Genomic DNA, 23147 nt, shown 5'->3' with positions numbered 1-23147 from the left:
ACCCGGACTTCTACGGCGGACAAATCATTCGTCTTTTGGTTTTTCCTGTTCGGACAACTTCACCGGTTTATCGTTTTCTAACTGTGTACTGACAATAAAATAGGGACCCGTAATCACTTCCTGTCCTTCGGTAAGGCCTTCCAGGATTTCGATGTTTTCAAAATCCGAAATACCCGTTTTGACTTCCCGAATTTTCGCTACTTCTCCCTCTCTTACAAAAACCAACTCCTTCATCTTACCTTCTTCCTCTTCGGAATCCACCGTCTCATTGGCACGTGTGGTGACTGCAGCCAGGGGAATGGAAAGCACCGCTTCTTTTTTGTCCGTTATGATCTCCACACTCGCCGTCATACCCGGTCGAAACGGAAAGGGATTTCCTTCAGATATCAATTCCGCATAAGAGGCATTTAAAATACGGATACGAACCTCGAACTCCGTAACTGCATCCGCACTTGCCTTTTCATTGGCGGAATTCGCAATGGCCGTGACCACCCCGGAAAACTTTTTACCACTAAACGAATAGGCATCTACATCGATTAAGGTTGTGTCGTGCAGGCTAATCCTCACAATGTCGTTTTCATTTACATTTACCCGCACCTCCATCCGCGATAGATCAGCGATCCGGAGCATTTCGGTACCGGCCATCTGAGCAGTTCCTACCACGCGCTCTCCCTGCTCTACCAAAAGGCTGGAAACCACGCCGTCCGTAGGCGAATAGACATTCGTCAGCCGAAGGTTTTCTGCAGCTTCATCCACCGAAGCCTGAGCGCTTTTGATGACGTATTCGGCTGCCAATACGGACTGCCTGGCAGCCTCCAGATCGTTTTGGGCAGTCAAAAATTCGGCTTTTGCTTGCTCAAAATCAGCGTCGGATATCACGTTGTCTTCGTATAATTTTGAATTCCGCTGAAACGAAAGCTCTGCGCGCGTGAATTGTGCCTCTGCACGCTTCAGAGAAGCCTTGGATTGGGCAAGATTGGCCAGTTGCTGGTTTAAATTCGCCTGGGAGCGATCCAATGCGGAGATGAAATTATCCGGTCTGATTTTCACCAATAAATCCCCCTGCTTCACGGAATCGCCCTCGTTCACATTTAATTCAATGATTTCTCCGGCCACATCCGGACTCAACTTGACCTCTTTTTCTGGTTGGACCACGCCGGAGGCACTGACCTTTTCCACAATGTCTCTTTTGGTGGCCTTTCCTACCTCTACTTCCAGCGGTTTTTCACCGCCGATCCATCCGGCTTTCCGGCCGACCAGAGTGATTACTACCAAAAGGGCTACCACGGCCAAAAGGATGTAAATTAGTTTATTCGACTTCTTAGTTGTCATGATTGGGGTTGAATTAGAGCGTGAGTGGTTTTCCCAGATAAAAATCCAGCACTTTCACACTGAAAACGTATTCGTATTTCGCGGTAAGCAGATCTGCCTGCGCATTGAATAAATTATTTTGCGCGACTTGAAAATCAACCGCATTTATCGCTCCCACTTCAAATCGTTGCTGCGCCATTCGAAAAGCTTCATCCAATGCTTCTACACGAAGCAAGGAACTCCGGTAAGATTGCCTGGCGGCATAAGCCGAAGTGTAGGCCGATTCAATGTCCTGGCGCAATTGATTCCGAACTTCTATTTCCGAAATTTCGCTAAGCCTCCGTTGTACCCGGGCGCGCTGCACGCTCGCACGGTTTCTGAAATTAGAAAAAATCGGTATGGATAAACCCAGGTTCGCCGCTTGCGACAAGTTGTTTTCAAATTGGCGCAACAAGGGATCCGTAGTGCCAAAATTGGTCTGATCGACATAGTTGGAAAAAACGTTGGCACTTAAATTCAGGCTTGGCAAAAACGAACCTTTCGCGATCCGTATGCCATAGTCTGCCGCCTGAATACCGAGCTCGGCAGCTTTCACCTCCGGGAGTATCCCTTCAGCAACGGAATAAATGTGTGCGACGCCCCTGCTCTCTACCTCCAAACCGTCCACCTCCAGCGCTGGAATCTGAATGTCAAAGTCATCCGTAAAGGGCAACTGCAAAGCCTGCGATAAATTTAACCGGGCAATCCGAAGGTTGTTTTCTGCGTTGATGACTTCAAGCTCGTTGGTGGCCATTTGGGCCTGCAAATCCAACTGATCGCTAACAGGCAAGGACCCCGCCTGAACCAATTTTTCGGTTCGTTGCAACTGCTCTTTGCTGGTGGTGAGCTGGGAATTTGCAATATTAAGCTGCTCCTTCGCGAAAGCAACATTGATAAACAAATTGACCGTATTCAGGGAAATGTCGTTGCGGTTGGCTTCCAGATTCAACCGATTGGTTTCGACTGTAACTTTTGCCTGCCGGATGCTATTTTGAATCTGACCCCCCGCAAAAATTGGTATATTGGAATTGGCAGAAACGTTAACATTTCCGATCCTACGGGTTTCAAACAAATTGGTCACCGGATTGATCGATCTACCCCAGCGAAAGCCCGAAGAAGCACCCATGGAAAACGAAGGCAATTGCTGCCCTTTGGATTCCATTAAGCTGGCCTCGGAAGAAAGTAAGTTCAATTCGCTACGTTTCAGACTGAGATTATTTTCCAGGGCAATCTGAACACATTGTTCCAGGCTCAATTTTCCCGAAGTACTTTGCGAAAACCCGTAATCCGTTAGCCCCCAGCCTAAAAAAAGGAGGAGTAAAATTCGTTTCATAAATTAGTATTCATTTGAAAATTGGTTGTTGGATGGAGAAGAATTTCTGGGTGTGACTATAAAGTTAATAAAAACTTCCCAACATCTTTCAAAATTGATGCTACTTTCGTTACCACTTGCAAGTTTAGCCGAAATCCATCAGAAATTACAGGGATGCCCGAAAATTTAATTAATTTTAACTAATTATAAATTAATTTGCCGCAAACCGTTCGAATTCGGTCAGATGTATGTACGATAATGAGACACTTTTTGTCAGACCACTCCAATACCTTCCGGGAAGTTGAGGCTTTCCCGTTAAACAGGGCAATGCTTTTTGGCGACGGGATTTTTGAAACGATGGTTTACCTGTATGGAACCATTCGGTTTGGGAATGCCCATCAGGAGCGTCTATCAAACGGGATGACAGCACTCGGGCTCCAGGGGGACGTTCCTCCTGCTGTGGAAAAAATCGCGAGATTGGTTTCAACCCAGTTTGGCTCTGATAAAGCCTTGCGCCTGCGATGGACAGTTTTCAGAGCCGGCAAGGGTACCTATACGCCCACGGAAGAAGGTTTTGGCCAATGGCTCACCGTGGCCGATTTTCATCCAGCGCCAGCCGTCAAAAAATCGGCCTACATCAGCGAGGCGGTTCGGGTCCCCTACAGCTCATGGGCGAACTGCAAAACGCTCAACGCGCTGCCTTATGTGATGGCGAATCTGGAACGACAGAAAAAAAAGCAAGACGAAGTCTTGCTTTTGGATCAAAACGGGTTCCTGTCAGAGGCGGGAAGCTCGAATTTGTTTTGGCTAAAAAACGGTAAAATTTTCACCCCTGCGCTCAAGCACGCTTGCGTGGCCGGTGTAGCAAGAAAACAAATACTCGAGCAATTTAGAAAACGGGGTTTCCCCGCGATCGAGGGAAGTTTTCGTGCACAAGAAGTACTTCATGCCGAAAAGGTTTTCGTAAGCAATGCCTCCGGAATCAGCTATTTAAAACAAATAAACGGCATCGCGTTTGACACGCAAGCCCTTCCGGAGTTGGTGGCACTATTCGAATCCAATTCGGTGGCTTAAACAGAAACCGCCGCCTTTATATGTGGATGGGGATCGTAATTTTCCAATCGAATGTCCTCGAACCGAAAAGCAAAGATATCTTTTACTTCGGGGTTTAATTTTAACTGAGGCAAGGGCCTGCAATCCCGGCTAAGCTGCAAACGTGCCTGATCCAGGTGATTATTGTACAAATGGGCATCACCGAACGTATGAATGAATTCTCCGGGGGCCAGGTCACATACCTGTGCCACCATGGAGAGGAAAAGCGCATAGGAGGCGATGTTAAAGGGTACCCCGAGAAAGACATCCGCACTTCGCTGGTACAACTGGCAGGATAGTTTACCATCTGCCACGTAAAACTGAAACAACAGATGACAGGGAGGAAGTGCCATTTGATCTACATCCGCCACATTCCAGGCACTTACGATAAGCCTGCGGGAGTTGGGATTCGTTTTGATCTGGTGAATCAGGTTTTTGATCTGATCGATTTCTCCCCCATTTCCATCGGGCCAATGGCGCCATTGATACCCGTAGACCGGACCGAGGTCACCCGCTTCGTCTGCCCATTCATCCCAAATAGACACCTTGTTGTCTTTCAGGTAGGCAATATTTGTTTCGCCCTTTAAAAACCAGAGTAATTCATGAAATATGGATCGGGTATGGCACTTTTTGGTCGTAACGAGGGGAAACCCCTCAGCCAGATCAAACCGCATTTGGTAACCAAACACGCTGATGGTACCCGTTCCCGTGCGGTCCCCCTTCGGCACGCCATTATCCAGTATGTGTTGAAGAAGCTGATGGTATTGTTTCATGATCGTTTGAGTTAGCCATAATGATCTTGGTAGTATTTCAGGTAATCTCCAGAGGTGACACCTTGCAACCAATCCTCGTTTTCCAGGTACCAGGAAACGGTTTTTTCGATACCCGTTTCAAAGGTTTGCAGCGGTTTCCATCCCAGCTCCTCATTGATCTTCGTTGCGTCGATGGCATACCTCAAGTCGTGTCCTGCGCGGTCTTTCACAAAAGTAATGAGTTTTGCAGATTCTCCCGGGGTTCTCCCGAGTTTTTGGTCCATTCGCTCGCAAATCAACCGCACAATATCAATATTTTTCCATTCGTTGAACCCGCCGATATTGTAGGTATTCCCTTTTTCTCCTTTATGAAAAAGCAAATCGATAGCCCGTGCGTGGTCTTCCACATACAGCCAATCCCTGACATTCTCCCCCTTGCCATACACCGGAAGCGGTTTTCCCTCTTTGATGTTGTGTATGCAAAGTGGAATCAATTTCTCCGGAAATTGATTGGGCCCGTAATTGTTCGAACAGTTGGACAGAACGGTTTGCATTCCATACGTATTGGCGTAAGCCCGCACAAAATGATCCGAAGCGGCCTTTGAAGCAGAATAAGGAGACTGCGGATCGTAAGGCGTGGATTCGGTGAAATACCCACCGTTATCCAGGGACCCGTACACCTCATCCGTCGATACATGGTAGAAAAGATGCTCTGACAAATCCTTCCAGTAATTCTTAGCAGCATTTAACAGATTGACCGTCCCCACCACATTGGTTTTTACAAATGAAAGTGGATCGGTGATGGACCGATCTACGTGGGATTCGGCCGCGAGGTGAATCACATCGGTGATCTGGAAATCATTAAATACTTGCTCCAATTGATTGCTATCGTTGATATCTACTTTTGAAAACACGTAATTGGCTTTGCCTTCGATATCCGAAAGATTTTCCAGATTCCCCGCATAGGTCAGGCAGTCCAGGTTGACAATGCGGTAATCCGGATACTGGTTCACAAAAAGTCGAACCACATGGGAGCCAATAAATCCTGCCCCACCGGTAATTAAAATGGATTTTTTCATAGCTATTTTATTCAATCAAACTAATAATATATTTTTAAAAACTTCCAAAAAACTGCACCTAAATCAAACCTTGAATCGACTGATTAGTTTTTTTATCCAACCGGGTCGGTACCGGGGCTCTTCTGCATAATACCCTTCGCCGTACCTGTTCTTCTTCATGTACGAATAATTATACCCGTAACCATAATTGTATCCGCCAAAATCGTAGGTATCTCCTCCACTCCTAAGCCCGTTAAATATCGCATAAAAATTCCTTATCTGATCATTGGCATACAAGTCATTGATCATCAACAGTTGATTCTTGTGGGTAAAATCATGCCGGACGATGTACAGGTTTACGTCCGAAAAACGCAGCAAATCCATGGTTTCCGATACCAGACCCACCGGAGGACAGTCCATAACAATGATGTCAAATTCCTGCTCCAGTTTTTCCAAAAAATCACTCATTTTTGTTTTCAAAAGCAGCTCAGCCGGATTGGGGGGTACCGGTCCGGACGGCACAACGAATAGATTTTCGTAAGCCGTAGGAACGATGATTTCATCGGCGGTATCCTTATCGATCAGGTAGCCGGACAACCCCTTCTTACCGGAAATATCCAGGTAGGAAGAAAGCTTGGGCTTCCTTAAATCCAATCCAACGATGCAGGTTCTCTTGCCACTTAACGCCATGGCAGATGCTAGATTAAGGCTTATATAGGTTTTACCCTCTCCGGAAACACTCGAAGTCACCAAAATCTTTTTGCATTTTTTTTCACTCGCAATGTAAAACAAAGCCGATCGAAGCGATCGAAACGACTCGGAGGCCAGGGATCGGGGATGCTCTGCCACCAATAAATTGGTGGCTTTGTCGCTGAATCCTATGGTGCCGAGAAGTGGGATTTTTAATAGGTTCTTCAACTGAACCTGATCCATGATCCGGTTATTGAGGTAATGAAATAATAACAAAAAACCGAGCGGGAGAAAGAAACCAAGGCCTACCGCATAGGAATAATTTTGTGCTTTTTTGGGATAGATCAATACCCCTCGTTTGGCATAGTCCACTATCGCATTATCGGGAACGTTCGATGCCTTCGCAATACCTGCTTCGGCTCGTTTTTCGAGCAAATAGGTATACAGGTTTTCACGAAGTTTGAATTCCCTAAAAAGGGTTGAATAGTTGGATTCTGCTTGAGGAAGATTGGCAAACTGCCGGTCAAAAGCCGCCAATTTTTGCTGGTATTGCTTTTTCTTACTTTCCGTATTGGCAACCAGGTTCTCGATGTTTTCGAAAATGTTTTCTTTCAGACGACCAATTTGCCGATCCAGTGCCGCAACGTCCGGATGGGTCTCCCTTACTGCTGTAAGTAATTTTCTTCGTTCCAGAGACTGGTCCACCAGTTGCTGAATCAATTCGCTAAGCAGTCCATCCGAAATCCCGATGAGGGAAGGAGCCACGATCTCCTCAAAATTATCCGACTTCGTGAGCAGGTAATCCTTCAACGCAGTGTAGTAGGAAAGCTCAAAATCTATGGATTGGATGTTCTCTTCCAAAAGTTGTATGCTGTTCAGCACGCCACCAAACTCGGCATCTACATCCAGCATTTTATTTTCTACTTTGAAACGCTGCATCCTTCGTTCCACAGAATTGAGCGAATCTTCGACGATGTAGAGCTGTTCTTCGATAAACCGGAGTGCATTCTCGGAGATTTGGTTTTTTTCGCGCAGATCGTATTCCAAAAAGGAATCCATAAGTGCATTGACGTAATCGCTTCCTTTCTCAACAATTTTGGTGGTCATACTTACTTCCAATACGGACCCATAATTGATCAAAGGCCTCACCTGAACTGCCCCCGCATAGCTATCAATCAGCGACTGGGGAGAATGAAGCAAAAATTCATAGGAATCGTATTGGGGGGAATTTGATGTCAGTTGAACAGTAAACCGGGCCTGATCCCCTACCACTTCTTCTCCAAAATGAAACTCTTTGCCAAAAACGTCCCGATCCTCCTCGATGTATTGGTAACTCATAAAAAACCGGTCAAAAAACATGTTTTCTCCCGGAAGCAATTGGAAGGTAGAATCCGAACGAAACTCGATTCGAATCTTTTTGTTTAGCATTTGCGGGTAGTCCCAGTTTACATCCACCTTTATCGGGCTATTTGTATACAACTCGATTTCCTTGATATTGGTGGAAGCAAAATAGCTTACGTCAAAATGAACCTTCGCGAGCGCTTCAGCCGCAAGGTTTTTCGATGAAAAAAGCAAAATATCGTTCGTCAGGTTTTCTCCCCCGGAAAAAATATTTGATCGGTCGAGTATCCGTACTTCTGGAGAAAGATTATTTTTAATCATGACACTTCCTTTCACTTCAAACCGTTCAACGGTATAGCGGTGAAACAAAAAAATGGACAGTACGGCTATCAGGGTGCAAAGCAGGTACAAGGGCCAGTAGCGCGAGTACTTGATGATATAGTATTTTATATCGATCGGTTTTTCCTGCTCTTCGAATTTGGACAAATCTAGGTTTTCCATAGCTAAAAAATCCCTGAGGTAATGCCATAGAAAAACATTGCGGCGGTAACGATGGATAAGCCTAACTGCAGGCTGGCAGAAAAATTCTCTCCCGAACCAATCTGTCGTATCTTCATTGGTTGAAGGTAGAGGATATCGTTGGGCTGGATAAAATAAAATGGGGATGCCAGCAAACGACGGTCATTTAAATCTATCTGATGGATTTTGGTACCTCCATCGTATTGTCGGATTAAAAATAGTTCATTCTTCCGGGCCAGAATACTGGACTCGCCGGCCATTGATACCGCATCAAAAATGGTAGCCCTATTTTTAAGAATGATTTTTGGACCCACCGTTTGAAACTCTCCAAGGGTTGTAAAACGGATTCCACCGATCCTTAATCGTACTTCCACATCGTCCTTGAAATACACATTTACGGCCTCCTGAACCTTGATTCGTGCATTTTCTTCGGTCAAACCAGATAACTTTATGGTCCCCAAGACCGGCATGCGTACAAAACCATTTTTATCAAGTGTGTAACCGGTAAAATAGAACACATCCATTGCTCCTCCCCGGCCGGCACCGCCCGCTCGCCCACCCCGGGCAGCAGAAGCCCCCTGGAACTCAAATGCACGCAGCAATTCCTCATCGGGAGATGCAAAATCAATTTCCACAATATCGTAGGGTTGCAATACGTACTCGTAATCAACGTCTGCATAAGGAATAAACTCGTCCAATTCGATGGCTTCGTTCCCTTTGAGGTTTTGCAGGTAATTGATTCTTTTGTTGCTGATGCAGGAGCTGACCATCAAAACAACTAACAGGATACAAATCGGCCTCATTCGATAAAAGTTCAGATTGCCCGGCTTCAAAATTAAGTAAATAGGACCGAATACGAAATTATTATTTGTAATATATTTTAAATACGTTATTTTCTATGCAACATGCGATTATATGCGTGTAACATGCTTGCATGTAGGAATTTTCTGTCGAAACCGTCCACCACTTTCTTGTACAGGTTCTCTGCAAAGTCCTGCATTTGAACCCTTTTCACAAAGGCGTACTCCAAGGCTTCCTGCAAGGCTTTCACCTGTCCGGTAGGAAAAACCAAGGCTGTTTTCTTGTGAGAAACCAGCTCCAGGTTCCCTTCTATATCTGAACAAATGACCGGACAGCACATGGCGCCTGCCTCCAACAATACATTGGGAAAACCTTCCCGGTGCGAAGCATGCACCAATACGTCCGAAAGTGCCAGATAATGCGCTACATGATCGGACCAGGGTACGTGCACGATTTTGGGATGGTCGGCAATTTGGTTCATCGTTTTCCTATCCAATGGATTCAGGCCTTGTTCAAAGTCCCCCAACAACACCAATTTGGAGCGGTTGACGATTTTCGATTGAACAAATGCCTCCACCAGATCGCCAATACCCTTATCCCTGACCAGCCTTCCAACCGCCAAAAATAGAAAATCGTTTTCGCTGGGAGAGATTCTCATGGTAGCGGCCACCAGATGGTTTTCCTGTAAATTCCCCCGGTTAAAATGTTCAAGATCGACGCCATTGGAACTACCGTTCCCGATGATGCTTATTTTTTTTTCTTCGGTCAGTTTTTCGCGTAGAATGAATTCTTTCAGGGAATGGGCATTGGGCCATACCTCATGTGCCAGACGGTATGTGGTCTTCTCGGCAAAAAGCAGCAGCGATCGCTGAAACCTCTTCCGGGAAAGAAGCGGCATTCCCGCCAGGGTGTGGACGCGATGCGGAACGCGGGCAGCCCAAGCCGCTAGCATACCAAGTAAGCCTGCTTTGGGGGTGTGGGTATGTACGATGTCCGGCCGATGCTGCCGGAATAATTTGTACAGCAGCCATAAACAATATACATCTGCAAGCGGGGTAATTTTTCTTGTAAAAGGTACGATCGCCTGGTCGATACGCTGCTCGCTACGCATCACGTCCGTCCATTCTTTTCCATCCGCAGCAACGGCCAGCACCTCGTATCCTGATTCCGCCATGTATCGCAACTGGTGTTTAAGTAATAATTTTAGGGAAAGGGGAACGGTCGTGATTCGAATTAATTTCGGCATGCAAAACGGCTATTCGTTAAAAATTCAAATATACCGCTAATTTCGATTGGTATGCGAGTAATTTCCCCTTTGTTGTTGGAAATACTATCCGTTTAGTCAGGGCTTCGAAAAAAATAGCCTGGCACTAGGGATCATACGGAGTGACCGTCAGGGTCCGACGATTCCCGGAATAATCCATTACCTCGATTTTTTTTGTAGCCTGAGGAATCGCTATCCAACGGGTGGATTGAGACAAAAAACCAGATCCATGGTACAATTCTTTTCGCATAGACTTGCCGTCCGTTGTGTGAAAGACCACCTCAAAATCCAACGTCTCGGGTAAAAAATACCGTACCGAATCCGAATCCCTCGCCTCGGAAAACACCCGCAAGCGACTTCGGTTCTGTCCCGCAATGGTTAATAGCTGCTCCTGTGAGGTCTTCAAACGCACCAGGGATTTTCCATCCCCTGGCACCAAAAAGCCACTTTCTGCAGGCAAAACCGGGGCAAACCCTCCTTCTCCATCACCTTTAAGCCAAAGTCCCACGAAAGCATCTTGTCTTCCACTGAATACTTCATTTCCATAATTATTACCAACCAGCAACACGTCAGTAAAACCATCTGCGTCCAGGTCCGCAGCCACCATGCCATAGACCGGACCTACTTGGGTCAACAACGGCAGGGCGTGTACACGAAATTGCCCATTGCCAAGGTTTTCAAGGTAGCTGCTTTCCATATAATTGGCTTTCAGGTGTAGAGAAGCATCTATTTCATCCGGCGTGAGGACCTCTTGCATCCCTGCCTTTCCGTAGGATTTGTAGGTAGCAAAGCGTTTCCGAAACAAGGGGCTCTGCCCGTACAGATCCTGCCAGAAATGGACTGGAAATTGATCAAATTCTCCTTTTTGATTCTTAAAATAGCCGAATAAAATGGGGTCGATACTCTCGTTTTTATCAAAATCTCCAGCCAAAAGCGACAATGGACGGTCCCTGTTTACTTGATAGAAGTTATTTTTTCCAAGATTTCCAGCCACATAATCGGTATCCCCGTCTTGGTCAAAATCCGCAGCAACTATTCCGTTCCACCATCCGACCTCTTCCTCTAATCCGGTAGTTTTCTGTCTTTCCAATTTTCCACCCGTATTTTTGAAGACGGTTACGGGCATGAATTCCCCCAGCAGAACCAAATCCACCCGCCCATCCTGGTCCGTATCGCTCCACAAGGCATCCATAATCATGCCGACGTTCGCCAAACCTGGAGCGAGGCGATCTGTCACATCGATCAACTTTTGCCCTTGCTTTTTCAACAGAACGCTTCTCCCGGGCAAAGGATATTGACCCTGTCCGGATCGTGCTCCTACAAAAAGCTCTAAAAACCCATCGCCGTCCATATCTGCAGCACGTACCACCGTCCCGACTTCCCGCAATTCGGGGAGTGCATTTTCCAGCAAACGAAAATTCCCCCTCCCGTCGTTTTCGTAAAGCCGGTCCCGATATACCGCATTATCCAGTGCGTATTCACTACTCCCACTTACGGCATACAAATCGAGATCCCCGTCCATGTCCCAATCAAACAGCAACAAGCCCATATCTTCCATCTGGCTTTCTGATTCAATGGGAAAATCCTGAGTCCGGAAGCTACCGTCTGCCTGTTGGAGCAAGAGCTGCCTTGGATAGCCCGCTGCGCCCCCCATCAGCAAGTCATCCAATCCATCGCCATTGATATCACCTACTGCCAGCGCCGGTCCAAACTGCGAGAGTTTGTGAGGAAGCGTTCGCTGCACGTGGTAATCCACCGCATCCCGTTCGAGATGCGTAAGACTCAGCCCAAGCTCTTCGCTCACTTCTTTTAATAAAGGACTGTTGGCATCCGATGCTGTCCCCGGGGAACCCTCTGGAGTAGCGGCTTGTAGAATATTCAGTGACAAAACCTGATTGACCGATACGTCGTTGATCACCTGCTTTGACCCGTCGGGCCAAACCACCTCCAGATAGGCTATGGTTTCCCGGCTTCCAAGACCAAAATGAAGTATGTCTTCTACGGAAGACATGTATCCCCTTGCGGTATACTGCTCCTGCAACAGGACTTCCCCGTCCGGCAGCACAATTCGTACCTTTGCGCCCAAGCCCTGAGGGTTACCTGGACTGCCAATGAGTTTGATTCTTAGGTAATTTCCCCGGTTTTTACGTTCCTTCTCATACAATTGGTTTTGGAAAACGAACGCTTCCTGATTAATATTATTCACCACATAATCCAGATCTCCATCCAAATCCAGATCGGCATATGCGGCTCCATTCGAAAAAGAAGGCACATCGATCCCCCAGGCTTTACCACTATTTTCAAAGGTGAGGTCCCCCCGGTTCCTGAACCCATAATTGGGAATTTTTACGACCGGGATGGAATCCAGGAGCATTTTAGTCGTCGCAACGGAACCCAAATCTGCCCGAAAATTGGTGAAATCCTTGTCAGTAATATCTCTTGGATATCCATTGGTAACCAACAAATCCCGGTATCCGTCATTATCCACGTCTACCCACAAAGGAGACCAACTCCAATCGGTTTGGTAGATACCTGCCAAAAAGCCAATCTCGCTGAAAGGCAGCTCCGGACCGTTATTCAGATGAAGCATGTTACGGATGTATTGGTATTCAAACCCCCATCGCTCGTTGTTGATGTACTTTTGGTAAGAATTCTGGCCGATCGTCGTTTTCATTCGAAAATTGCTTTCTGCCAACATATCCAGGGTAATGATTTCCTGCAGACCGTCGTTGTTGATGTCTCCTATATCCAAGCCCATGGAATAGTGACTTTGGTGCCGAATATAGTCGCGGATTTTGTTGGTAAAAGTGCCGTCTCCATTATTTATATAAAGCAGGTCATTCGATAGGTAATCATTGCTCACGTAAACATCCGGATAACCATCTCCATTGATATCAGAAATGGCCAATCCAAGCCCATATCCCTCGATCTGTATACCCGCCCGCTGGCTTATGTCTGAAAACGTGCCGTCTCCATTATTTTGATACAGCCGGTCGTTGTTGCCAGCGGACCCATCGGTCAGCTTTTCCCTAAAAACGCCCGGAAGATCGGTTACGAGCAGGTTATTCAGTACGTACAAGTCCAAATCTCCGTCCAGGTCGAAGTCAAAAAAAGCTGCTGACATGCTGTACCCCATTTCGTTGATCCCGTATTTTTCGGCTTCTTCTGTAAAGAAAGGCAGGCCGTCTCCGTCCGTGCCCTGATTGATAAAAAGTAGGTTTGCACGGTCCACCGAATCCTTTTTCATCGCTGCAGATACGTACAGGTCCATCCAGCCATCCCCATTGATGTCCACAACGGTAACGCCGGTGCACCATTTTCCAGGGGCCCGGATTCCGGCATGTTCCGAAATATCCTTAAACCGCATCCCCCCCTGATTGATGTATAGGCGGTTGTCAACCGCATTGCCGGAAAAAAACAAATCCGGGAGGCCATCTTTATTAAAATCGGCAGCACCCACACCTGCACCGTTGTAAATGAATTCTTCGGTAAGAATATTGAAAGAATCGGTTTCTAAAATATCGTTCGAGAAAGAAATCCCCGTCTGCCGAGCGGATAACTGTCGAAAAAGCGTGTCGTCGCTAACATTCCTACAACCGACAAAAAATGTGGCAACACCCATCAGAATAATTAGGAGCTGGTAATGCGTCATCCGACCGTAGCACTTCATACAACGAATTTATTACTTTTACTGATCTCTGTCAAATCTGGCATTAACAGGCTTTGGTCTCTTCCTGTTTAACAGGTCGGAATTCAACGACCCTCCCTACTGCTGATTTATAGCCAGCCCGGCTGGACCGAACCCATGTCTGCCCCCAAAGTTAATTTTTGACGCATACGGGTTATCGCAGGTGTTTCCCACGTGCATTTACCAGGTCAATTGCGCTCAAATGCCATTGAAAAAAGAAAAGTGAGGGTTGACCTCACTTTTCTTTTTATTAGTAGTCGGAATACCCACCTTATCAATACGCAGGATCCTGGGTAAGCGTCGCTACACCGTCTTTAAACGACCGCTCGATTGCTTCCAAAGGAATAGGAAAATATTCGTGGGTACCTTTTGTAAAACTCCTTCCAGACAGATACGACCTTCGGGTTCCTTCCACCTGCAAGTAATCGTTAAGTACCTCAGCAGCAATACCCCAGCGCTGTAAATCGAAGAAGCGGTGCCCTTCCATGGCAAATTCCAGGCGGGTTTCCATTCGGACCGCCTTTCTGGCTACGTCTGGATCGGTCCAGGGGCTGTCATAGGTGGAAATTACATAATTCGCTGCCGGCTCGCCTTCTACGATGGTAAAATCGTTTCGCTCGGCACCCTGGATTGCACGCGGTACAAAACCTGCAGGATTGGCTGCTCGTTCCCGGATCATGTTTACCAGTTCGCGTGCCCGCTCAAGATTTCCCAATTCCACCTCTGCCTCTGCCAACCACAATAGCACCATTCCGTAGCGCATAATTCGATAATTATTGGAGGAAAGGTTCTGCCAGCCGCCAATACCGTGTGCCTCGGGCTCTGCTACGTGCTTTTTCGGAGAGTATGGACCGGCATATCCCAAGTCCCGAATGAAATCCGTTTGGTGGATTTTAAATCCTTTGTAAAGAATACCAGGTCGACCCAGGGTATGGTCAATTCGAGGATCCAACGGTCCGGTATACTCCGTTTCCCAGGTAACGCTCTCTTCGTTAAAATCGTCCAGCATCGGTAATCCATTCTCCGTCGTCTTAAATGCATTTACCAAATTCTGAGAGGCTTGGTAAAAACCACAGCATCCCCAGGGGTCAGTGTAGGGATGAGCCAAACCAACCCCAGCATTGGCTTTGTCAGCATTCGCGCTGGTAATGGCAAATTGAATCTCAAAAATGGACTCTTGATTGTTTCGGGTCGCCACGAGGTGGTTGTCTTCAAAGTTAGGCACCAACTCAAACTCCCCTGAGTTTACAATTTGATCCAACAAGACCTTCGCTTCCTGTAATTTAGCCGTGTTGGCTTGTCCGGTGTTTTGATCCCAACCCTGAAACATCTTTGCTTTGGCAAGAAATGCCATGGCCGCCCAACGCGTAGGCCTACCAACTTCCGACTGAGTCTCAGGCAGCACATTCATCGCCGCTTCAAAATCCGCCTCAATGTCCGGCCAGATCTCTCGATCATTTGGTACCTTGGAACTTTCCAGGTCATTCAAAATGAATTCCTGTTCGTTGATATAGGGAACCGACCTCCACATTTTTCTTGCCTCAAAGTGATAAAACCCACGCAAGAAACGGGCTTCTGCGATAATTTGTTGCCTTCTACTTTCGGAAAGATCCTCTACTTCCGCAAGTGTGTTTAGCACATCATTGGTTCGTGCAACACCCTTATACACGCCTCTCCACTTGTTTCGAAGGTGGGTATTGGTAGCTTGAAAATCGTAAGCTTCAAGAAAAGACTGCTCCGGCTGGTCACCCGCATCTGTACCTTTGTAGGCGTCGTCAGAAGTGATTCCCCCAAAAACCCAATTGTGGATGTCGTTGTTCCACTGCGGCTGACCATCCAATCCAAAACCGGACAACATGGCATAGGCACCCAACAACAGCCCTTCTACTCCGTCGGCATTGGCAATGGCCACCGTACTAAACTGTCCCTGGGGTACCGTCTCAAGAAACTCATCGCTACAAGCAAAAGTTAGCGCACCTGCAACTACAGCCCCAACGCCTATATTTCTATATTTTTTTAATAAGTTCATCGTCGATAAAATTTAAAACGTAAGATTAAGACCAAGAATTAGATTCCGGGAAACCGGCATATAGCCCCCATCAAAACCCAAGGTGTTATCTGTACCTGTTTGGATTTCAGGATTCAACCCCGTGTAGCTGGTGAACGTCAGTAGATTTTGTCCTTGAAAATAAACCGAAGCATTCGACAAACCCACGGCATTCAAGGCAGTTTTTGGCAGGGTGTAAGTCAACTGAATGTTTCTAAATCTGAAATACGATCCATCTTCGATAAAATAACTGGAAGGTCTACTACTGATTTGATCATTTGCATCCATGATTGGCGTAGTACCGGAGGGATTGTTTGGTTGCCAGGCATCGTACAACGCCCTTCTCGAACGATTCCCCTGAAAGGTATTGAAATCTGCAAAGTACCTCACATAGTTAAACAGGTCATTACCGATAGATCCATTTCCGAACACATTAAGGTCCCAATTTTTATACCCCAGGTTCAAATTGATTCCAAAAACGAAATCCGGATGAGGGTTGCCTATAACCGTCCGGTCTGCGTCTGTAATTTCGCCGTCTCCATTGACATCCTCCACCTTGAATTTTCCAGGAGCGTTGTAATCTCCATAGGGAGGATGGCTATCCGCTTCCTCTTGTGACTGAAAAATGCCAAGGTTGTTGTATCCAAAGAACGATGATATGGGCAACCCTGCCTGAGTGACTGTTACGGCAGGAACCCTGGATGTATTGCCAAAGAAGATCGTTTCTTCGCTTTCATCCAACCGGTCAACTGTATTTCGGTACACAGAGTAGTTACCGGAAACGCTGTACCTAAAATCACTACCCAGTGTGTTGTTGTAGCCAATATTAAGGTCATACCCCTTATTGGTCATTTGGCCCACATTAAACGCAGGGGCAGTAGCATCGCCGTGCGCAAAACTGATGGGCGGAACGAACAACATATCCGAGGTCACCCGGTTCCAGATATCAAATTCGAAGAAGAATTTTCCATCCAACATTTCTACGTCCAAGCCAAGATTGTTAGAAGTTGTCGTCTCCCAACGTGCCTCGGGATTTCCAAATCTGGCTGCGTCAAAACCGATGAATGGGTTGGTCGTGGATCCATCAATCGGATACCCTGCATTGAAAATATTGGAACGATAGGTGGTGAATGCGTTGTAATCACCGATGGCCTGGTTACCGGTCTGACCCCAACCGTACCTCAATTTCATGTCCGAAACGAAAGGCAGCGCATTTGCGACTACCGCTTCGTCTGACAACCTCCATCCCAAACTAAAGGCAGGGAAGGTTGCGTTTCTTGAGGCAGCAAGGAATCTTGAAGAGGCATCGTTCCTCAATATGAACTGCACCAGGTATTTTCCCTCGTAAGAGTAGTTAAACTGCCCAAAGGTGGAAAACAAACGGTAATCGGTGTCAACACGGCCAAAATTAGAGGCGGTTGTTGGATCCCCCAAATCAAGGTAACTCAAAATATCGGTGGTTTGGAAAGCAAAGCGTTGCCTGGATGCTCCAAAGATTTCACCAAATTCCCGTATCGCCTCGGTCCCCACATACGCATCGAATTTGTGTACGTCATTGATGATTTTAGACCAGCTCAGTGTATTTGTCCATACCCATTGTAAGGAATATTGGTTTTCGGCCGTTGACGAGTTGATAAAATTCCCCTCTACGTATTCGGGCTGAGGCCGTCCCAAGAAGCGTCCGCGCCTGTTGGTACCGTCAAATCCGAAACTGGTTTTGAAGATCAAATCTTCTGTAAAATCGTAGGAGGCGTACACATTTCCAAAACCACGGATTCTAAAGTTTCTGTTATCCTGCTGCCTGGCCAACACCGCAACGGGGTTAAAGTTATTTCCCAGATTAGCCCCGCGGCTTCCAGCAAAGTTACCCATGATGTCGTATACCGGCAATAGCGGGTGTTGTTTGTATGCACCAGAAACAGCATTTTGCTCCTGGTTATTTCCAAAGCCTCCCTTTCTTACATCAAAAGAGACAGATAAATTTTCTCCGACGGTCAGTTTGTTATTCAACGCTTTAAACTCTGTATTCGCCCGCAGTGAATAGCGGTCATACCCGATATTGTTTACAACACCTTGTTGATTGAAATAATTGAGGGACAAAGCGTACCGTCCATTTTCGGTCCCACCATTGGCGGTAATCTGATAACTCTGAATGGGAGCGGACCGGGTAGACTCTGCCCACCAATCCGTGTCACCCGCGCGAGTAATGGGATAAATATTTCCTGGTTCCAAAGCGTATAAGGCCGGATCTACCCCTGGATCTCCTTCCATGGCACCACTTGGAAACACGTAATCGGGTAGGATTACTTCTCCATTAGGGCCATACCTGTACTGTCCGTGCTCGGTACTCCTCCCAGCATAGGTGTTTGCCAGAAAGATATACCGCCCTAACTCCTCCGCATTCAAGGCTTCCGGGGTTCCATCAGGTGTCTGCGTTCCATAAAATGAGTTTACAGAAATCGTCGGCTTTCCCACTTTTCCTCTTTTGGTTGTGATGATGATTACACCATTCGCCGCACGGGACCCATAAATGGATGCCGCAGATGCATCTTTTAGGATTTGAATGGTCTCAATATCATTGGGATTTAAGTTACCTTGGTTTTGAGTAGGCACTCCATCGATCACATACAAGGGATCATTGTTCCCTATGGTTCCAAATCCACGGATCCTGACGGTTGCATTCCCTCCCGGTGTAGCATCATTGACGATGTTTACGCCAGCGGCTCGGCCCTGCAACTGCTGGGCAAAGGTGGTCGCGGGAATCTTTAACAATTCCTCAGAGTCCACGGAGGTCACCGCTCCGGTGATCTCACGACGGGACTGGGCACCGTATCCAGTAATCACCACCTCGTCAAGGCCACTAATCGCCTGTTCCAACTGAATATCAATTGAACTCTGATTACCGACAGAAACCTCTTGACTTATGTACCCCAAAAACGACACGACCAACACCGCATTGTTTCCAGGAACGGAAATTGCAAACTGCCCATCGATATCCGTTACCGTACCGGTGGAAGTACCTTGTACCAAAACAGCCGCCCCCGGGAGCGGATCGCCAAAATCGTCCGAAACTACTCCGGAAACTTCTCGCTGGGCAAACACCGTGACGGTGCACAATACACCCAGCAGCGTGGCTAAGAAAATTACTTTGTAATTTTTGCGCATATGAGTAAGATTAGGTTAATGAAGATTAGATTATTAATTAATATTCTTAAGAATTTACTTCCACATAATAAAAGAGTTTCAATAAATACTTATCTTTTTACTAGAAATAGATGTACATTTTCTGAAATGAATAGGGTAAAATAGTACATCAACAATCAAAAAAATGATGCGAAAGGATTAAATGCCTGTGGAAAAAATCGGTGGAGACCGGTCTATTTTGGGTTTGTAAGGTAATCATCGTAGATTAGATTGGGTTGAAACATAAGATCAATATAACGGCAAAACCAAATTGCTACTGATAATGTTTTCAATTTTATATATTTTTTTTGTGAAATACGAAGGAAATCATAGAATTTAGACGGTATTCACCTAATCTATTGGCTGAACTACGGATATTCTTCCATTTCCTTCGCTACCCATGTAGCCTCCCCACAGGATCGGCGTCTTTATGGCTACGCTGGTTTTTATTCGATTCACGTTCATTCCATCGAAGGCGTATTCCTTCGTCGGATTGGCACTGTGGCAAAAAATAATATCCAATTCTCCATCCCCGTCCAGGTCGCCCAGCCAAGGAGTAGAGGCAATGTTTTGCCCATCTAGTGGTTTTATGAGCTCAAACATTTTTTCATCTAAAAAATCAACTAGAAAAAGAGTGTTTTGATACGTTTTTTTCCCGTCTTCCGAAAAGCTTTCATAATTAACGCTAAGCAGCGCTTCGTCCAACCCATCGCCATTTAAATCAATGACTACCGGAGAACTGGATTGAAAATATCCGAGCGTATCCGTTTGTACTATCTTTCCGCTTGCACCGTCCAGAAGGCTATGTTTGGAAAATCCCAGATTTGGCCAGGTACCGATTGCTGACGTTACGTAAACGCCCGGAACCTCTCTGTTTTTGAAATAACCTATGGCAGGTGTGCTGTAAATCTCAGTACCGGTTATCACTGTTTTCCATAACAACTCCTTTCTCCCTATATCAAACGCAAACACTTCTCCATCTACCGAAGCGGCCACCAAATCTTCCTTGCCGTCTGCATTGATATCTACCCATACCGGGGGAGCAATAAATCCCTTGTTTTCGTTAGATGCCAACCTGATCGCTTTCGTAAGGTCGCCGGCCAGCACGTTCGCTAGCGAGGCTACATAAAGGCTCCCTCCAATCGTCTCTCCACCTGTTCCAAAAGCAATCTCAAGTTCCCCGTCATCCCCACCGTTTGACAATACCGCCGATAAATAGGTTTCTTTTCCATCGGGCATGGGTGCCTCTGCAATGATTTTCCCATTTCTGCTGCCCATCACCATAAGATGACCGACGGGCCGGTCGGCATCGAATGGTTGTTTCAGCACGTCGCCTCCATTTGCTACGAGGATGTCACGTAAACCATCTCCATCCTGATCGGGTATTAATTGAGGATTGTAAAAATTAAAATATTTTTTACCCAGGGACGCCTGATCCACCAACTCGTGGAAGTTCCAGATGATTTGTCCCTCGGCTCCGTCGATCGCTTTAAAGATGCCGTTCCTTCCGCCGATCAGTACGTCGTTCACACCATCTTCCGTAATGTCATAAAATAGCGGTGATCCGAAAACTTGATTCTCCGCTGCGCTTTTCCAGATTAATTCGCCGGTTATTCCATCCAGGGCGATCACAGCTGTGTCGGACTTTTGAAATTCCTGTCTTCCGGCTCCTACGACAATATCTCCCACTCCATCCCTATTCAGATCCGTAACCCTGGGAGAGGAAAAGGACCCTATTCCATCCAAAAAAGTGGTCCAGGTAGGGGCTCTTTCAATCCCATAATATATTACCCGATAGGTACTTGGATGGCTGGAATTATGAAACAAGTAGTAGCCGATACCTGCCAGAACAACGACAAGCGACCCTGTCAGAACAACACGTGTCTTTCTGTTTTTAATCATCTCGCACTTTTCTTATGGCGTACGTTGAGCTGTACCACTGAAAGATGAAAATCTGTACAACGAAAACGGTATCCCTTCCGATTGGTATGCGCCACAAAACGGTGCAACGCAAAAGTTCCTTTGGATTCCAGCCTGGCGACTCGTACAGAATTAAAAACCCTTCCCGATACGATTTGTTTTTTTAATCCAACGAATTTATCCAACGAGCGATCTTCAGCGCATCTTCCTCTGGCACATGGGGCATGGGGGGCATGGGAGTGGCATAGTCCGGCCAGTTTTCCGGCCTGGGTCTGTATATCAAATCCACAATTTCCGCCGCAGCATACTTACGTTTCGCGACGTCTTTGTATGCAGGCCCTACCTGCCGGGTATCTTTATTATGACAAGCGATGCAGGTGTACTTTGAGAGCAAAGAGCTAACGAGTGCCTCGTCCGGCACCTCCGATGCCGCAGGCTTCTGGTTCATCAATCCCTCTGATTCAGAACTACCTGTGCTCCCGCTACCTGCTACCTTGGGAGATTCCCCCGCAGAAGTAAAAGAAATCATCTCATTGGCCTGCAACGGCAAGCCATCGGGCAATTCATTTAACGTGTAATAGGCAGCGGTATGAACCAAGGAATAGGCATGATCGCGTTCCCGAATTCCATCCAGTAGAATGTGATGAATGTGATATTTCTTCATCCCTGAAATTTTTAATCGTACCCGCATGCCATCTGCCGCCAACTGTACCCCCTCCACCTTTGCGGTTTCATTGCCTACAGGAGGACTGCCATAGACGGGATGGTATTTGTACGTAAACGTTTCTACGCGGTAGGAATCCGGATTTTTTGCTGTGACGGGATCTATAGGCTTTGTAAAACTGATTTCAAAACCATCGGGCATCGCCTTTATATCTCGGATTTCAAAAGGAACGGCCCCGTTCCAAACCAGACGCTCCAGGCCCTCGTTTGCATCCCCGGCGGATCCCCAACCGCGGTTGGTCTCTCCCACGAATAAAGAGCCGTCAAGGCCCCATGCCAAACGCATCACTCCTGAGCGAAACCCACTTCTGAAATCAATGGAAGCACCTTGCAAGACCCCCTTCACTTCCTCCATCATTACCCGCATGATTTTGCTTTGCCCTTGATCTCCTACCAACATCTGCCCGGAAAAAGGACCAAAATATCCCTCGGGAATTTTAACGGGCTCCGATGTAGAAATACCGTGGATTCCGTAGGGCAACCAAACAGCGGGAAGGGTGATTTGTGGAATGCGTTCCTTTGCCTGGTACAGGGTCAGGTACGTTTCCTCTGCTGTATTTTCGGGTTTTACGTACCGACCTTGAGCGTTTTTTACCTTTCTGGGGTCCACCACTGCAAAAAACTCCTCCTCACTTAAGTCTACCGGTGAATTTTCCAGCCCGGCCCAGGCAAGCCCGGCCGGGTGCCCAGAAAAAGCCCCCTTTTGAATGTGCCAAATACCTCCGGAGGCCATGTAATCCCCTTGGTTTTCGGTGTAGAAAAGCTTGCCATCAATGTATCCTAGCCCTGCAGGAGAACGCATACCGGTCGCCCAGGGCTCCATTTTTCCATCCGGGCTTATTTTCATGATCCAACCCCGATAAGGCACGCGGCTTTCCCCTCTCCACCATTCTTCATTTCCAAAAGCCACGTTTCCAGAGACATAAAAGTTGCCCTCCTCGTCCACTACCGGCCCGTAGCTGTATTCGTGGTAATGTCCGGAAACCGGCCAACTAAAGACACTGGTATATCGATCGGCCTGACCATCCTGGTCGGTATCCTCCAGCTTGGTCAGCTCTCCTCTTTGCGCGCAATAAAACGCCCCGTCTCGGTATACCAGACCAAGGATTTCGTGTAAACCCGAAGCATATTTTCTAAAATAGGGCCGCTGACTGCTTGGGTTCTCTACTAGGTACACATCGCCCCTTCGGGTAGCAACACCCAGATTTCCGTTAGGCAAGACCGTTAAACCTCCGACTTCCAACAACAGCCCTTCCGGAGCACCCACCCGCAAAATCTTGAAATAGTCCTCTTCCATAGGTGATTCCTGACCGAATACTGGTGAAATAAGAGAGGAAGATAGGAAAACCAAAATCAGTGCCGCGATTGAATTCTTTAATTGTTTCATGTTAGCTGTCATCATCGTTT

The 23147-nt window shown here is 46.8% G+C and carries 13 protein-coding genes; 1 reads left to right on the top strand and 12 read right to left on the bottom strand.

All coding sequences use genetic code 11. From position 1 onward, the window contains the following. Positions 1 to 24: 24 nt before the first annotated feature. Together ABWH99_RS11585 and ABWH99_RS11580 are read right to left on the bottom strand one after the other, a co-directional pair. A complete protein-coding gene (locus ABWH99_RS11585) occupies positions 25 to 1332 on the bottom strand; it encodes an efflux RND transporter periplasmic adaptor subunit (RefSeq protein ID WP_375586436.1) in 1308 nt (435 codons plus the stop codon). A gap of 13 nt (positions 1333 to 1345) precedes the next feature. Then, positions 1346 to 2683: a TolC family protein gene (locus ABWH99_RS11580; protein WP_375586435.1), complete on the bottom strand. Its 1338-nt coding sequence runs from the start codon at positions 2681 to 2683 to the stop codon at positions 1346 to 1348. Between the two features lie 237 nt (positions 2684 to 2920). Between ABWH99_RS11580 and ABWH99_RS11575 the strand changes: the two genes are divergently transcribed. Continuing rightward, positions 2921 to 3736, top strand: a complete 816-nt coding sequence (locus ABWH99_RS11575; RefSeq protein ID WP_375586434.1) for an aminotransferase class IV — start codon at positions 2921 to 2923, stop codon at positions 3734 to 3736. On the opposite strand, the gene ABWH99_RS11570 is transcribed toward ABWH99_RS11575, so the two are convergent. The 10 genes from ABWH99_RS11570 to ABWH99_RS11525 form a co-directional block, all read right to left on the bottom strand. Beyond that, positions 3733 to 4527 (bottom strand): thymidylate synthase, encoded by a 795-nt coding sequence (locus ABWH99_RS11570; protein ID WP_375586433.1) that lies wholly within the window; start codon positions 4525 to 4527, stop codon positions 3733 to 3735. The two genes, ABWH99_RS11575 and ABWH99_RS11570, sit on opposite strands and share 4 nt — an antisense overlap. A gap of 11 nt (positions 4528 to 4538) precedes the next feature. Continuing rightward, positions 4539 to 5585: a dTDP-glucose 4,6-dehydratase gene (gene rfbB / locus ABWH99_RS11565; protein WP_375586432.1), complete on the bottom strand. Its 1047-nt coding sequence runs from the start codon at positions 5583 to 5585 to the stop codon at positions 4539 to 4541. Positions 5586 to 5648: 63 nt separating this feature from the next. Continuing rightward, positions 5649 to 8096, bottom strand: coding sequence for a GumC family protein (locus tag ABWH99_RS11560; RefSeq protein ID WP_375586431.1), 2448 nt, complete (start codon positions 8094 to 8096; stop codon positions 5649 to 5651). Between the two features lie 2 nt (positions 8097 to 8098). Next, positions 8099 to 8917 (bottom strand): polysaccharide biosynthesis/export family protein, encoded by an 819-nt coding sequence (locus ABWH99_RS11555; RefSeq protein ID WP_375586430.1) that lies wholly within the window; start codon positions 8915 to 8917, stop codon positions 8099 to 8101. A gap of 86 nt (positions 8918 to 9003) precedes the next feature. Then, on the bottom strand, positions 9004 to 10161 hold the full coding sequence (locus ABWH99_RS11550; protein ID WP_375586429.1) for a glycosyltransferase family 4 protein: 1158 nt from the start codon (positions 10159 to 10161) through the stop codon (positions 9004 to 9006). A gap of 124 nt (positions 10162 to 10285) precedes the next feature. Beyond that, a complete protein-coding gene (locus tag ABWH99_RS11545) occupies positions 10286 to 13849 on the bottom strand; it encodes a VCBS repeat-containing protein (RefSeq protein ID WP_375586428.1) in 3564 nt (1187 codons plus the stop codon). Positions 13850 to 14141: 292 nt separating this feature from the next. Continuing rightward, entirely contained in the window at positions 14142 to 15896 is a 1755-nt protein-coding gene (locus ABWH99_RS11540; protein ID WP_375586427.1) for a RagB/SusD family nutrient uptake outer membrane protein, read from the bottom strand. A 12-nt stretch (positions 15897 to 15908) separates the two neighbouring features. Beyond that, complete coding sequence (locus ABWH99_RS11535; protein WP_375586426.1) at positions 15909 to 19079, bottom strand: SusC/RagA family TonB-linked outer membrane protein; 3171 nt, start codon at positions 19077 to 19079, stop codon at positions 15909 to 15911. 369 nt (positions 19080 to 19448) lie between these two features. Then, entirely contained in the window at positions 19449 to 20999 is a 1551-nt protein-coding gene (locus ABWH99_RS11530; RefSeq protein ID WP_375586425.1) for a PQQ-binding-like beta-propeller repeat protein, read from the bottom strand. Positions 21000 to 21180: 181 nt separating this feature from the next. After that, complete coding sequence (locus ABWH99_RS11525; RefSeq protein WP_375586424.1) at positions 21181 to 23142, bottom strand: hypothetical protein; 1962 nt, start codon at positions 23140 to 23142, stop codon at positions 21181 to 21183. Between the last annotated feature and the right edge of the window lie 5 nt (positions 23143 to 23147).

Origin of the sequence: Cyclobacterium xiamenense (assembly GCF_042140265.1) — a bacterium.
Classification (GTDB): Bacteria; Bacteroidota; Bacteroidia; order Cytophagales; family Cyclobacteriaceae; genus Cyclobacterium; species Cyclobacterium xiamenense_A.
This window is presented reverse-complemented; position numbering and strand designations above follow the sequence as displayed.

Bases quoted from the DNA above. Each gene is read 5' to 3' on its own strand.
- ABWH99_RS11585 (WP_375586436.1), bottom strand. From the start codon at position 1,332: ATGACAACTAAGAAGTCGAATAAACTAATTTACATCCTTTTGGCCGTG.
- ABWH99_RS11580 (WP_375586435.1), bottom strand. From the start codon at position 2,683: ATGAAACGAATTTTACTCCTCCTTTTTTTAGGCTGGGGGCTAACGGAT.
- ABWH99_RS11575 (WP_375586434.1), top strand. From the start codon at position 2,921: ATGAGACACTTTTTGTCAGACCACTCCAATACCTTCCGGGAAGTTGAG.
- ABWH99_RS11570 (WP_375586433.1), bottom strand. From the start codon at position 4,527: ATGAAACAATACCATCAGCTTCTTCAACACATACTGGATAATGGCGTG.
- rfbB (WP_375586432.1), bottom strand. From the start codon at position 5,585: ATGAAAAAATCCATTTTAATTACCGGTGGGGCAGGATTTATTGGCTCC.
- ABWH99_RS11560 (WP_375586431.1), bottom strand. From the start codon at position 8,096: ATGGAAAACCTAGATTTGTCCAAATTCGAAGAGCAGGAAAAACCGATC.
- ABWH99_RS11555 (WP_375586430.1), bottom strand. From the start codon at position 8,917: ATGAGGCCGATTTGTATCCTGTTAGTTGTTTTGATGGTCAGCTCCTGC.
- ABWH99_RS11550 (WP_375586429.1), bottom strand. From the start codon at position 10,161: ATGCCGAAATTAATTCGAATCACGACCGTTCCCCTTTCCCTAAAATTA.
- ABWH99_RS11545 (WP_375586428.1), bottom strand. From the start codon at position 13,849: ATGAAGTGCTACGGTCGGATGACGCATTACCAGCTCCTAATTATTCTG.
- ABWH99_RS11540 (WP_375586427.1), bottom strand. From the start codon at position 15,896: ATGAACTTATTAAAAAAATATAGAAATATAGGCGTTGGGGCTGTAGTT.
- ABWH99_RS11535 (WP_375586426.1), bottom strand. From the start codon at position 19,079: ATGCGCAAAAATTACAAAGTAATTTTCTTAGCCACGCTGCTGGGTGTA.
- ABWH99_RS11530 (WP_375586425.1), bottom strand. From the start codon at position 20,999: ATGATTAAAAACAGAAAGACACGTGTTGTTCTGACAGGGTCGCTTGTC.
- ABWH99_RS11525 (WP_375586424.1), bottom strand. From the start codon at position 23,142: ATGATGACAGCTAACATGAAACAATTAAAGAATTCAATCGCGGCACTG.